The organism is Nocardia sp. GTS18 (assembly GCF_013839555.1).
GTDB lineage: Bacteria > Actinomycetota > Actinomycetes > Mycobacteriales > Mycobacteriaceae > Nocardia > Nocardia rosealba.
In genome coordinates this window covers 152,180-165,742 of sequence record NZ_JACBIU010000003.1, presented here as the reverse complement: position 1 = coordinate 165,742, position 13,563 = coordinate 152,180, and the positions used below count along the sequence as shown (strand labels likewise).

The 13,563-nt window shown below is 69.2% G+C and carries 11 protein-coding genes; 10 read left to right on the top strand and 1 reads right to left on the bottom strand.

Translation table 11 applies throughout. The features are described 5' to 3' along the window. Positions 1-14 precede the first annotated feature (14 nt). From HYG95_RS05490 to HYG95_RS05445, 10 genes are all read left to right on the top strand, one after another. On the top strand, positions 15-2,342 hold the full coding sequence (locus HYG95_RS05490; protein WP_370465693.1) for a beta-ketoacyl synthase N-terminal-like domain-containing protein: 2,328 nt from the start codon (positions 15-17) through the stop codon (positions 2,340-2,342). A gap of 29 nt (positions 2,343-2,371) precedes the next feature. Further along, positions 2,372-3,463, top strand: a complete 1,092-nt coding sequence (locus HYG95_RS05485; RefSeq protein WP_181696909.1) for a 3-oxoacyl-ACP synthase III family protein — start codon at positions 2,372-2,374, stop codon at positions 3,461-3,463. Between the two features lie 15 nt (positions 3,464-3,478). After that, positions 3,479-4,255, top strand: a complete 777-nt coding sequence (locus tag HYG95_RS05480; RefSeq protein WP_181696908.1) for an alpha/beta fold hydrolase — start codon at positions 3,479-3,481, stop codon at positions 4,253-4,255. Next, positions 4,252-5,922, top strand: coding sequence for an acetyl-CoA carboxylase carboxyltransferase subunit alpha (locus HYG95_RS05475; protein ID WP_181696907.1), 1,671 nt, complete (start codon positions 4,252-4,254; stop codon positions 5,920-5,922). Before HYG95_RS05480 ends, HYG95_RS05475 begins: the two co-directional genes overlap by 4 nt. A 20-nt stretch (positions 5,923-5,942) precedes the next feature. After that, on the top strand, positions 5,943-6,413 hold the full coding sequence (locus tag HYG95_RS05470) for a biotin/lipoyl-containing protein (RefSeq protein WP_181696906.1): 471 nt from the start codon (positions 5,943-5,945) through the stop codon (positions 6,411-6,413). After that, the gene (accC, locus tag HYG95_RS05465) at positions 6,410-7,801 is read left to right on the top strand and encodes an acetyl-CoA carboxylase biotin carboxylase subunit (RefSeq protein WP_181696905.1); all 1,392 of its coding nucleotides are present in this window, start codon (positions 6,410-6,412) and stop codon (positions 7,799-7,801) included. Before HYG95_RS05470 ends, accC begins: the two co-directional genes overlap by 4 nt. Then, positions 7,798-8,997 (top strand): FAD-dependent monooxygenase, encoded by a 1,200-nt coding sequence (locus HYG95_RS05460; protein WP_181696904.1) that lies wholly within the window; start codon positions 7,798-7,800, stop codon positions 8,995-8,997. The genes accC and HYG95_RS05460 overlap by 4 nt, the downstream gene beginning before the upstream one ends. A 79-nt stretch (positions 8,998-9,076) precedes the next feature. Next, complete coding sequence (locus HYG95_RS05455) at positions 9,077-9,970, top strand: ABC transporter ATP-binding protein (RefSeq protein ID WP_181696903.1); 894 nt, start codon at positions 9,077-9,079, stop codon at positions 9,968-9,970. Further along, positions 9,967-10,806, top strand: a complete 840-nt coding sequence (locus tag HYG95_RS05450; protein ID WP_181696902.1) for an ABC transporter permease subunit — start codon at positions 9,967-9,969, stop codon at positions 10,804-10,806. The genes HYG95_RS05455 and HYG95_RS05450 overlap by 4 nt, the downstream gene beginning before the upstream one ends. 35 nt (positions 10,807-10,841) lie before the next feature. After that, entirely contained in the window at positions 10,842-12,026 is a 1,185-nt protein-coding gene (locus tag HYG95_RS05445; RefSeq protein WP_181696901.1) for a sensor histidine kinase, read from the top strand. A gap of 84 nt (positions 12,027-12,110) precedes the next feature. Here HYG95_RS05445 and HYG95_RS05440 read toward each other — a convergent pair whose 3' ends face one another. Next, positions 12,111-13,457 carry a M16 family metallopeptidase gene (locus HYG95_RS05440; protein WP_370465692.1) on the bottom strand — a complete coding sequence of 449 codons (1,347 nt, stop codon included), beginning with the start codon at positions 13,455-13,457 and terminating at the stop codon, positions 12,111-12,113. Positions 13,458-13,563 lie beyond the last annotated feature (106 nt).

The following is a 13,563-nucleotide window of genomic DNA, read 5'->3' as shown; positions in this document are numbered from 1 at the left end:
AACAGGAGTGCACGGTGAAGACGAGAGAAACCCAGCACATGCCCTTGCGAACGGTGGTCGTCGTCGCTGTCGGCGCCGTCACCTCGCAGGGCGACACGGCCAAGGCGCTGTGGGACGGCGTACGCGCCGGTCATGTCGCGATCGACCCGGTCGAGCACCTGCCCATGTCGGACTACAACACCCGGATCGGCGGTGAGGTCCGCTCCCCCGTCGCGCCCTCACCGATCGCCGACGAAGTGGGCGGATTCCGGGACCGCGCTTTCGATTTCGCGTTCGCCGCCGCCACCGAGGCGATGGAGGCGGCGGGCGCCCTGGTCGCCGAGGTGGCACCGCACGACCGGGCCATCGTGCTCGGCACCTGCAATGCGGGTCTGCTCAGCACCCTCGAGTGGCTCGGTGACGACGGTGTCGGCGCGGGCACCCCCGAACTCGCCATGTTCGGCCCGCCGCAGGCCATCGCCGAATCGCTGGCAGCGCATTTCCAGTGCGCCGGTCCGGTGTTCTCGGTGAACACCGCCTGCGCCGCGGGGGCGAACGCGATCGGCTACGCCGCCGATCTGATCGCGCTCGGGCGGGCCGACATGGTGCTGGCCGGCGGCACCGACGCCCTGTCCGACGTGGCCTACGCGGGATTCAACTCGCTCGGTTCGCTGTCGCCGACACCGGCGGCGCCGTACCAGGACAAGCGAACCGGGCTCTCGCTCGGTGAGGGCAGCGGCATGCTCGTCCTGACCAGCGCCGAGCTGGCGGCCGCGGCCGAGGTGGAGCCGCTGTGCGTGATCCGTGGCTACGGACTGTCCGCCGACGGCTACCACCCGACCGCCCCGCGCCCCGACGGCACCGGCGCCGCGCGGGCCATCCGCTCGGCCATCGAATGGGCCGGGTTGCGCGACAGCGACATCGGCTACGTCAACAGCCACGGCACCGGCACGCCACGCAACGACAGCGCCGAGGCCAAGGCCACCCGGCTCGCGCTCGGCGACGCCGCCGATTCCGTGCCGGTGAGCAGTTCCAAGTCGATGATCGGGCACCTGCTCGGCGCGGCGGGTGCGGTCGAGGCGATCATCACCGTCGGCGCCCTGCGCAACGGCGTGCTGCCGCCGACCGCCAATCTCGTTCGGGCCGACCCGGAATGCGCGCTCGACCACATCCCGGTGACCCCACGGGTCAGCAAGATCGATCACGCGATCTCGAACAACTTCGCTTTCGCGGGTGCGAACGCGAGCGTGGTGTTCTCCGAACGCGCCGCCGAGCCGACCCGCGTCGAGCGTTCGCGCGTGGTGGTGACGGGGACGGGCGCCGTCGGCGCCGCCGGCCTCGATGTGCGGGCAGCCTTGCGCGCGGTCACCGAAGGGCGTGACTGCACCCGGGTCGACGACGGTGTGCGGCTGGGTCTCATCGACACCGACCCCAGCGACCATCTGACCAGGCGGGAGGCCAGGCGGATGGACCGGCTCGGCCTGCTGTCGACCTTCGCGGCGAGCCGGGCGCTGGCCGAGGCGGGTGCCGACCTGATCGCCGACGACCCCGACCGGGTGGGCGTGGTCTTCGGCACCGGGCTCGGTCCGATGGAGGCGATGGAACAGTTCGTGCGCCCGCTGCGCGCGGAAGGGGTGGCGGCGGCGAACCCGGCCGTGTTCCCGAACACCGTCTACAACGCGGCGGCGGGCAGTGTCGCCACGCTGCTCGGGGCGCTCGGTCCCACCTCGACGGTGACCTCGGGGCACGCGGCGGGCGCGAACGCACTCTGCTACGGCTACGACATGGTCTCGCTCGGCCGCGCGACCGCGATCCTGGCCACCGCCGCCGACACCCTCACCCCACTCGTGGTGCGTGGCTACCGCAGGCTCGGGCTGCCCATGGGACCGCACGACACGTTCGCCCTCGCCGAGGGCGGCGCCGCGGTGATGCTCGAACGGTACGACAACGCCGTTCGCCGGGGCGCCACCGTGTACGCCGAAGTACTCGGCCATGCCACCGCATCGGACGCGCGCGGTGTGGGGCGCACCGATCCGACCGGCGCCGCCGTCGAACGCGCCATGCGCGCCGCACTCGACGTCGCGGGTCTGGCGCCGGGTGATATCGCCGAGGTGTGGACCAACGAGGTCGGGCTGCCCGCCTTCGACGAGCCCGAGAACCAGGCCCTGCACCGGCTTTTCGGCGACAACGCCCCACAGCGCATCGCCGCCAAACGGGCGCTCGGCGAACAACTGGGCGCAGGCGGACTGCTCGCCGCCGCATTGGCCACCTGTGACCGGCCCGACCGGGGCGTGGCCCTGGTGAACAGCTCCTCACTGGGCGGTACCCACATCAGCATCGTGCTCGCGCCGCTGACCGACTGAGCATCCGAACACAAAGGACGACAAGCGTTATGGCAACACCGGAATTCACGGCCCAGGTCGTCGGCACGGGCAGCTACCTGCACGGCGACCCGATCGACAACAAGCAGATCGAAGCACTGCTCGGTCCCGTCCCCGAGGACATTCTCGAGGGCATCCAGGTCAAAGAGCGCCACTGGATGATCGACCCCGACACCGGCGAACACCTGGTGACCAACTCCCAGATGGCCGCGGGCGCCGCGACCGCGGCGCTCGAGCAGGCCGGCATCGAGGCGGGCGAGGTGGACCTGATCGTCATGTCGACGGCCAGCCCCGAATACCTGCTGCCGCCCGCGGTGACGTTCGTGCAGGAGCACCTCGGGATCGCCGAGTGCACCACCATCGAAGTGCGGTCCGGCTGTGCGGGTTTCGTCGAAGCCGCCGACGTGGCACGCGCCTACCTCGAGCGCGGCACCCACCGCACCGCCGTTGTGATCGGCAGCGAGGCCATCTCGCCCCTGCTCGTCCCGATGTATCGCGGCATCGACCCGGAGCGGATCCGCATGCGGGATCGGCTGGTGGCCTACACCTTCGGCGACGGTGCGGGTGCGCTCGTGCTGCGCGCCGAACCGGCCGACCCGCAGACCCGGGCCGGGGTACTCGGTTCCTCGATCGTCACGATGGGCGGCACCAAGAAGCCGGGCATGCAGGTGATCGGCGGGTCGACCCACGCACCGCTGCACAAGCAGGTGCTGGCCAAACGCCTGATGGAGCTGAAAGTCGACGTCGTGGAGTCGGGAAAGTTCATCCCGCACATGATCACCCGGTCGCTGCGCGAGATGCTCGAGATCAGCGGGGTGAAGGCCGAGGACATCGCCCTGTGGGTCGTCCCCGAGGGCAATGCCGGCTACATGACCAGTGAGTTGGAGGCGGCCGGTCTGCTCACCGACGAGTGGCTGGCCCTGCGCGACAAGATCTACGAGAACATCGAACGGGTCGGTGCCACCGGTTCGGCCGCTGTTCCCCTCGCCCTGGACGAAGCAGCGCGCGCGGGCCGGTTGCGGGCGGGCGACAACGTCTTGCTCCTGGCCATCGAGACGAGCAAGTGGAAGTACGCCGGGATGACCCTGGTCTGGGCGGGCTGAGGGATGCGCCCTGCCGTGGGCCCGATCGAGACGGGCCGGTTTCGCACGAGTGCGGCGACGCTCGAATACGCCCACGTCAGTGGTGACATCAGGCCGTCGCTGTGCATGCTGCACGGGTTGGGCGCACGGTGGCAGACCTTCCGGCCGCTCGTCCGCTCGCTCGGGCCCGGCTGGGACGTCTACGCACCGGATCTGCGTGGGCACGGCCGATCCGACTGGGTGGCAGGCCATTACGCGCTGGCCGACTTCGCCGTCGATGTCGAACAGTTCGTCACCGAGCGCATCGGCGCGCCGGTGGTGTTGTTCGGGCACTCGATGGGCGGCTGGATCGCCGCCATGGTCGCCGCCGCCCGCCCCGATCTGGTGCGGGCGGTGGTGATCGTCGACTCGGCGCTGTATCGGCTCAACGATTCCCAGCGCGCGGCGATACTCGGCTACGCCGTCCCCAATCAGGCGATGCGTTCGATCGCGGTGTCGCTGCGGATGGCCGATCCGGAGCTGAATCAACGCTGGGTGGAGGGGCGCAACCAGCGCGAACAAGACCCCGACGAGCTGATGTCGCGACTGCGGTGTCCGGTGTTGCTCGTCCAGGGCGACGAGCGCACCGGCGCGCTCATGACCGACGAACACGTGCGGCGCGCGCTCGGGCTGCTCGCCGACGGCTCGCACGTGTTCGTGCCCGGTACCGGCCATGCCGTGCACGCGGAAGCGCCCGGCCCCGTCGCCGACGCGCTGCGGGCGTTCCTGGCCGAACAGATCGACAAGTCAGAGCCGAACGGAGAGTTCCGATGACCGAAGTGATCGACACCATCGGCAGGCAGGGCACCGACCAGGACACCACCTGGACCAAATGCCCGTCCTGCGCCGAATACCAGTACAAACCCCAGCTGGAACGCAACCTGCGGGTCTGCACCCGCTGCGGCCACCATCTGCGCATCGGCGCGCACCGGCGGCTGGCCCTGCTGCTCGACGAGAACTCCTGGGCCCCGGGCAGTTACGACGACATCGAAACCCGCGATGTGCTCGATTTCCGTGACCACAAGTCCTACCGGCAACGGCTCGCGCAGGCCCGCGCCAAAACCGGCGAAGACGATGCCGCCGTGTTCGGTGTCGGCACTCTGGACGGTCGGCGTCTTGTCGTCGCGGCGATGGAGTTCGGGTTCATGGGCGGCTCGATGGGTTCGGCCGTCGGCGAGGTCATCACCCGCGCCGCCGAACTCGCCCTCGCCCAACGGCTTCCGCTGCTGCTGTGCTGCGCCTCCGGTGGCGCGCGGATGCAGGAGGGCAGCCTGTCACTGATGCAGATGGCCAAGACGAGCCAGGCGATCGGCCGGCTGCACGAGGCCGGACTGCTCGTGGTGTGCCTGCTCACCGACCCAACCTTCGGCGGTGTCACCGCCTCGTTCGCCATGCTCGGTGATGTGCTGGTGGCCGAGCCCGGCGCGCTGATCGGGTTCGCCGGGCCGGGCGTGATCAGCCAGACCATCGGCGAGGATCTGCCGCCCGGTTTCCAGACCGCCGAATTCCTGCTGGCACACGGGCTGATCGACGCGGTGGTCCCGCGTGCGCAGCTGCGGGCGTATCTGGCGAAAGTCCTCGCCGCGCACGCACCGGACACTCCGCTCGGACCGCTGCTGCCGTCGGTCGCCGTCACCGACCCTGCGCAGGTGTCCCCGCGCCCGGCCGCGACGGTGGTGAGGGTCGCGCGTGATCAGGCCCGCCCGACCACCCTGAGTTTCGCGGCGGTCGCCTTCGACACCTTCGTCGAATTGCGCGGTGATCGCATGTTCGCCGACAGCTCGGCTCTGGTCGGCGGGCTCGCCACCCTCGGTGGCCGCGCGGTGATGCTGATCGGCCACGAGAAAGGCAGCGACACCAGGGAATCCATCGCCAGGAACTTCGGTATGCCCGAACCGGAGGGATACCGCAAGGCGTTGCGGCTGATGCGTCACGCGGCGAAATTCGGGATGCCGATCGTCACCCTGATCGATACGCCGGGCGCCTATCCCGGCGTCGGCGCGGAGGAACGCGGGCAGGCGGGCGCCATCGCACGCGCCATCATGGAATCGGGCAGGCTCCCGGTGCCGATCGTCACCGTGGTCACCGGCGAGGGCGGCAGCGGTGGGGCGCTGGCGCTCGGCGTCGCCGACACCGTGCTGATGTTCGAGAACTCCTACTACTCCGTCATCAGCCCGGAGGGGTGCGCCGCGATCCTGTGGGGCGACCGCGCGGCGGCGAACACGGCCGCCGAAGCACTGAAACTCACTGCGGCGGATCTGCTTTCGCTCGGCGTGGTCGACGGCGTCATCCCCGAGGACGCCGAGGGCGGACCCGACATCGTGCGGATGGCGGGCGATCTGCGCGCAACCCTGTCGAACGCGCTCACCGCGCTGTCCACCGTGCCCGGCCCCGACCTGATCGAGGCCAGGTACCGCAAGTTCCGGAAGTTCGGCTCGTGACACACCTGGGAGACAAACCGATGACCACTGACAAATCGTTGAGCCACATGATCGATGAGGTACGGGGCCTGGTCGCCGACCTGAACCCCCGGCCGCGCCGGCTGCGCGTCCGGGCGGGCGAATTCGACCTGGAGATGGAATGGCCGGAGGGTCCGGCGAGCGTGAGCGCGGCGCCCGTCCCGGTCGTCACCGTCGAATCGGTGAGCCCGGCGCCGGAATCCAGCGCCGTCGCGATCGAGTCGCCCCTGGTCGGGCACTTCTTCCGCAGCCCCGAGCCCGGAGCCGAACCGTTCGTCTCCCCCGGCGACTTCGTGGCGGAGGGTCAGGTGGTCGCGATCGTCGAGGCGATGAAGCTGATGAATCGCATCACCGCGCCCGGTCCGGGGCGGGTGGTGCGGATCCTGCCCGACGACGGTGACGTCGTCGAGTACGGCCAGCAGCTGATCCTGCTCGAGCCCGACGAGTCCGCCCCGATGGAGATCGCGTCATGAACCCGGCGACCGATCCCGAACGGCCGATCAAGACCGTTCTGGTCGCCAACCGGGGTGAGATCGCGCTGCGCGTGGTGCGGGCCTGCCGGGAACTCGGCTTGCGCAGTGTGGTGGTGTATTCGACCGCCGACGCCGATTCGATCGCCATGCAACTGGCCGACGACGCGGTGTGCATCGGCCCGCCGGAGCCGGGTCGCAGCTACCTCAATATCCCGAACGTCATCGGCGCGGCCCTGCGCACGGGTGCCGACGCGGTCCACCCGGGCTACGGATTCCTCTCGGAGAACGCGGATTTCGCCTCGGTGTGCGCCGAGGAGGGCCTGATCTTCGTCGGGCCGTCGCCGGAGACGATGACCGCGCTGGCCGACAAGGCGGTGACCCGTGCGCTGATGAGCGCGGCGGGCCTGCCCTTGTTGCCGGGGACGACGTCGGTGCTGACCGGTGCCGAGGAGGCCGAACGGGTCGCCGAGGAGATCGGTTATCCGGTGATCCTCAAGGCGGCGGCCGGTGGCGGTGGACGCGGTATGCGGGTGGTCCGCGAGCGCGCCGAGATCGAGGACGCCTACCGCCGCACCCAGACCGAGGCCGCCCTCGCCTTCGGTGACGGCAGCCTCTACATCGAGCGATACCTCGAGGGCGCCCGTCATATCGAGGTGCAGATCCTCGGCGACCGCCACGGCAATACCGTGCATCTCGGCGAACGGGACTGCTCGGTGCAGCGCCGGCACCAGAAGCTGCTCGAGGAATCACCGTCGCCCGCACTCGACGACGCCACCCGTGCGGCGATCGGTGCCGCCGCCGTCGCGGGCGCCCGATCGGTCGGGTACGAAGGGGCCGGGACGATGGAGTTCCTGCTCGATCGTGACGGTGGCTTCTGGTTCATGGAAATGAACGCGCGCCTGCAGGTGGAGCATCCGGTCACCGAAATGGTGTGCGGGATCGACCTGGTCGCCGAGCAATTGCGGATCGCCCAGGGGCAGCCTCTGAGCTTCGGGCAAGCCGATGTCGTCGTGCGTGGGCACGCGATCGAATGCCGGATCAATGCCGAGGATCCGGCGCGCGATTTCGCACCGACGACCGGGCGGGTCACCCGCTATCGTCCGCCTGCCGGACCCTGGGTGCGGGTCGACAGCCACCTCGAACCGGGGGTGACTGTGTCGCCGTATTACGACGCACTGCTGGCGAAGGTCATCGTCTGGGCCGCGGATCGACCCGCCGCGATCGACCGCATGATCCGCGCTCTCGACGAGCTCGTCCTGGAGGGCCACGGCCTCACCACCAGCGCGAGCTTCCACACCGACATCCTGTCGCGACCCGAATTCCGTTCCGGCGATTTCGATCTCGATCTCGTCGCCACCACCCAGCGCACCCGGTTGGAGCACCCATGAGTACAGCGAACGGTCGTGTGATCATTCTCGGCGGCGGGATCGGTGGTCTCAGCACCAGCATCGCCTTACGCCGGGTGGGGATCGATGCGCCCCTGTTCGAGCAGGCGCCCGCGTTCGGCACCGTCGGCGCGTCGTTGCAGATCTGGGTGAAGGGCATGAAGGCCTTCGCCGAACTCGACCTGGCCGAACAGATCCGGGCGCGCGGGGCCGATGTGCACCGCCAGCAGTTCTTCAACCAGGACGGCACCCCGCTGTATCACGCGCCGCTGGCCGCGATGGCGCAGCGCTACGACGCGCCGATGCCGGTGATGATCCGGCGCGCGGAGGTGATCGATACGCTCGCCGGCTCACCGGATCTCGGCTCGATCAACTTCAACCACAGGGCGATCGACATCACGCAGGACGATTCGGGTGTCACCGTGACATTCGACAACGGTCATCGGGAGCGGGCCGATCTGCTCATCGCCGCCGACGGCATCAACTCGGCGACCCGGCAGCAGATCTTCCCCGAAGTCGAACTGCGCACCGCCAGTTACCGTTTGGTGCACGCGGTGGCCGATCACGTCCCGCCGTTCGGGCGCAATATGTTCACGCTGCTCTTCGGGCGGGGCAACCGCATCGCCATCAAGGACTGCGGCAACAACAATGTCTTCTGGGTGGCGGGTCTGGCCAGGCCGACCCTGGAACTCGACGCACCGGCGGGCACGGTCAAAGACGACCTGCTGCGCCGATTCGAGGTGTTCCCCGCCGCGGTGCGTGACCTGATCGCGGCCACGCCGCCGGAGGTGATGCTGCACCACAATGTGCGCGCGCTCGGCCCGATGCCAGCGTGGAGTTCGGGCCGCATCGTCTTTCTCGGCGACGCGGCGCATGCGGTGACCCCCAATCTCGGCCGCGGCGCCAGCGAAGGCATCGTCGACTCGATCACTCTGGCGAATCATCTCGGCTCCATCGACGTCGGTGACGGCGCGGCGGTGCGGCGGGCGCTGTCGTCGTACGAAAAGGCGCGCAGGCCCGAAGCGGAGGCATTGCAGAAGGCATCCTGGAAAATCGGCACGATTTCGTCCTGGGACGGATTCGCGGCGACCAAGGTGCGCGATCTGATGATGAAGACGGTGGTCGGCAAAACGCAGGTGTCGAAAATGCACGCCGAATTCGAGGTCGCCGTGCCACGGCTCGGCCACCTGGTGGAATGACCGTCACTCCTGAGAGCTACCACCGGTGATCACTCTGCGGCGGGATGTGCCGGGACCAGCTGATATCTAGGGTTGGATCATGATTGTGGTCACGGATGATTTGACCAAGAGATACGACGACAAAGTCGCTGTCGACAAGGTCGGCCTCACCGTTCGGGCCGGGGAAATCTATGGTTTCCTCGGCCCGAACGGCGCGGGCAAAACTACGACACTGCGAATGCTGGTCGGGCTCATCGAACCGACCAGTGGATCCGCCCGGGTCCTCGGAAAGGCGCCCGGTGATCCGGCGGCTCTGGCGCACATCGGGGTTCTGATCGAAAGTCCCGGCTTCTATCCGTATCTGTCCGGACGCGACAATCTGCGCGTCATGGCACGCTATCGGCGCATCCCGGATTCTGCCGTCGACGAGGCACTGGCCCGCGTCGGCCTCACCGGCCGGGGCGACGACCGATTCCGCACCTACTCCCAGGGCATGAAACAACGGCTCGGCGTCGGCTGCGCGCTGCTCGGCAACCCCGAACTCCTGATCCTCGACGAACCAACCAACGGTTTCGACCCCGGCGGCATGGCCGAGATGCGCACCCTCATCACCGATCTCGCCGCCGACGGGCACACGATTCTGCTGTCGAGCCATCTGCTGGCCGAGGTGCAGGAAATCTGCGACCGGGTCGGGGTGATCAACGGCGGGAAACTGGTCGCCGAATCGACCGTCGCCGAAATGCGCGGGCGCAGCACCCTTTTCGTACGGGCCCAGCCGGTACAGACCGCGGTCGACGCGATCCGGGTCGCCGTCGGCGATGCCACCCGGACCCAGACCGGCATCCGGGTCGACGCGGGCCCCGACGCGGCACCGCTCATCGCCCGCGCGGTGCTCGACGCGGGCGCCGAACTACACGAATTGCGTTCCACGGAACGTTCCCTGGAAGAAGCGTACTTCGAGATGACCGCACCGGATGTGGAGAACGTCGCATGATCGACAGCATTCGCGCGGAAGTGCTCCGGCTGCGCCGCTGGCCCGTGTTGTGGAGTCTGCTCGCGGTCTGGCTGACGTTGAACCTCACCTTCATGTACCTGCTCAACTACCTCAGCTACAGCTCGGGCAGTGCCGCCGATGCCACCGAGGGGCAGCCGCGCGAGTACGTGCTCGCGCAGATGATGCCCACGGCCGTGCCGGAGGAATTCGTCGGCGGCACCGTGCTTTTCGGTGGTGCGCTGATGCTGATCCTCGGCGCCCTCGCCACCGGCAGCGGGTACGGCTGGGGCACCTGGAAGACGGTGTTCACTCAGGGACCCGCGCGCGTCACGGCTCTGCTCGGCACGGTGCTCGCGCTGCTCGCGGTGGCGGTCGTGGCTGTACTCGGGGCGTTCGTGCTCGATCTGGGCGTCGCGTGCGTCATCGCCTCGGCCGAATCCCAGCCGCTCGTGCTCCCGTCGGTGGGCCGGCTGCTGGCCGGAATCGGCAGTGGCATCGCGATTCTGACCATGTGGACGTTGCTCGGCGCGCTGATCGGTCTGCTGGCGCGCGGGCCGTCCCTCGCGGTCGGGCTCGGCCTGGTGTGGGTACTGGTGCTCGAGAACGTGCTTCGCTTCTTCGGCGACATGCTCGGCAGTGCCGGTGCGGTGACGGACTACCTGCCCGGGTCGGTGGCGGGTTCGCTGGCCGGTGGTCTACGGACACTGCAGGGCGAGGCGACACCGGGGGTGCTCGACCTCCTCGACTGGCCGCAGGCCGTTGTCGCGCTGGCGGTGTACCCGGTGATCTTCCTCGCCTGCGCGATCGTCGTCGTCCGGCGACGCGACCTGGTCTGACGGTGTCCGCACCCACGATCGACAAGGATGAGCGCATGGAGACGATCGCTGCCCGCGTGCTGGAGTCCTGGCCCCCGCGACTGGGTTGGTGGCAGCAGGTGTCGTTGAGCGTCGCGGCGGGCGTGGTGGGGTTCGTCGCGGTGCTGGCGACCATGGTGGCCGACACCGAGCTGGCGGTGGTCCAGGTCGTCGCGCTCGCGCTCGGCATCGGGATCGCTGTCTCGCTGGCCATGCGGGCTCCGGTGGCGGGGTGGGCGCTCGGCCTCGCGGCGCTGGCCGCCGCGTCCGTGCTCATCGGACCGCAGGCGGAGTTGTGGGTCGATCCGATGCTGACCAGCTATTTCGTCGTTCTCGGCGTTGGGGCGGTGCGGGCGGGCGCCCGCGCCGCGGCGGGGGCCTGGGCGGCGACGGTGGCGATCGGAATCGGTCTGGCGCTGTGGTTGCGGCCCGCCGAATGGCTGGTCGGGATTCTCGGGGCGAGCGCGGTGTCGGGGCTGGTGCTCTCGACCGTGATCGCGGTGCGCACGGTCGGCGTCACCAGCAACAGCCTGCGCCGCGAACGCGACAGCACCGAGCGGCAACGCCAGCTCACCTCACTGTGGGAGGAACGCGCCCGCATCGCCCGTGAGCTGCACGATGTGGTCGCCCACCACATGACGGTGATCGCGATCCAGGCCGAGGCCGCCCAGCACAGCGACCGCAATCTCGCGCCCGCCACCGGCGCCCGGCTCGACACCATCCGCAACAGCGCGACGGTCGCTTTGTCCGAGATGCGCCACATCCTCGGAGTGCTGCGCAGTGGTGACGCCACGCTCCTGCCGCAGCCCGCCCTGCGAGACCTCACCGAATTGGTGGAGACGGTGCGCGGGGGCGGTACGCACATCACGATGACACTGACCGGCGATACGGCGAAAGTGCCTGACGCCGTAGGCCTTTCGTCCTATCGGATCGTGCAGGAAGCGCTGAGCAACGCGATCCGCCACGCACCGGGCGCACCGGTCGAGGTCACCGTTGTCGTGACCGAGAAGGCGATCGACATCCGTGTCGCCAATCCGTGTGCGACGGTGCCTGCCGCCGGTGCGGGCCACGGACTGCTCGGCATGCGCGAACGCGCGACGATGCTCGGCGGAACTTTCAGCGCGGGCGCGGGCGACGCGAAGTACGTTGTCGCCGCGTCACTTCCCCTGCACAACGGGCGTATCGACGCCGCGCGCGATTAGCCCGTCGACAATCGTCACCTCGACAGAGGCGACGCGGGCAAGAGACGCCGATGCCGCCCGGTGCGCTCGCGGGCAGCCGACCACTCAGTTCTCGACGAGTCTGCGGACCGAGGCGGGCAGGTCGCGGGTGCGTTGGTAGGGGCCCGCGACGGCGGCGCCGTAGGGCCGGGCGAGCAGGGTGCGGGCGATGGCGTTGACCTCGTCGGTGGTGACGGCGTCGATGCGGGCCAGGGTCGCCGAGACACTGCGGTGGTTGCCGTAGCTGAGTTCGCTGCGCCCGATGCGGTTCATCCGCGATGCGGAGTCCTCGAGGCCGAGCACCAGGCCACCGCGCAACGAGCCCTTGGCGCGGGCGCATTCGGCGTCGGTGATGCCCTCGGCGGCGACTTCGTCGAGTACAGAACGTGCCAAAGTGGCCACCTGGGCGAGGTTTTCGGGTTGGCAGCCGAGTGACACGGAGAACGCGCCGGTGTCGGCGAAGGTGTCGACGCTCGAGTACACCGAGTACGCCAGGCCGCGTTCTTCCCGGATGCGCTGGAACAGGCGCGAACTCAGTCCGCCGCCGATCACGGTGTTGAGCACCGACAGCGGCCAGCGCTGCTGCCCCTCGTGCCTGCCGAACGCGCGCACACCGAAGGTGAGGTGGGTCTGTTCGCTGTCACGGTTGATGCGCACGAGTCCCGGTGCGCCCTGGGCGCGGAACTTGCCCTCACGACGGGGTGCCGGTTCGGCGGTGGGGTCGAGGTGCGGGCCGAAGGCGTGGCGGACCAGTTCGACGACCCGCTCGTGTTCGACATTGCCCGCCACCGCGACGACCATGCGTTCGGGGCGGTAGCGGCGCTGGTGGAAGCCGCGCAGCTGGGCGGCCTGCATGCCTTCGATGGATTCGACGCTGCCGATCACGGGACGACCGACGGGGTGGTCACCGAACAGGGCGGTGAGGAAGCAGTCGGCGACGAGGTCCTCGGGATCGTCGTCGCGCATGGCGATCTCCTCGAGTACCACCTGACGTTCCACATCGACGTCGACGGCCCGGCACAGCCCGTTGAGCACCACATCGGAGACGAGTTCGACCGCCAGCGGCAGGTCCTCGTCGATGACGTGGGCGTAGTAGCAGGTCTGTTCCTTGGCGGTGAAGGCGTTGAGTTCGCCGCCCACAGCGTCCATGGTCTGGGCGATGTCGAGCGCGGTGCGGGTGGGGGTCGCCTTGAACAGCAGGTGTTCGAGGAAGTGCGCCGCACCCGCCACGGTCGGTCCTTCGTCGCGGGAGCCGACGCCGACCCACACGCCCACCGAGGCCGAGCGCACACCGGGCACGTGTTCGGTGACCACGCGCAGCCCGCCGGGCAGCACGGTGCGCCGCACTCCACCATCGGTGGTCACGTCCTGGGCGGTGCCGGTTCCGGGTTCACTCAACTGTCGCTCGGTCACCCGATCCCACCGGACGGCTGTACTGGCATGCTTTTCTCGACCTCTCGAAACGGGGGCTGGCGACGTGCGCGGATGCCTGCCGCAGGGGCAGGCTGCAGGCACGACG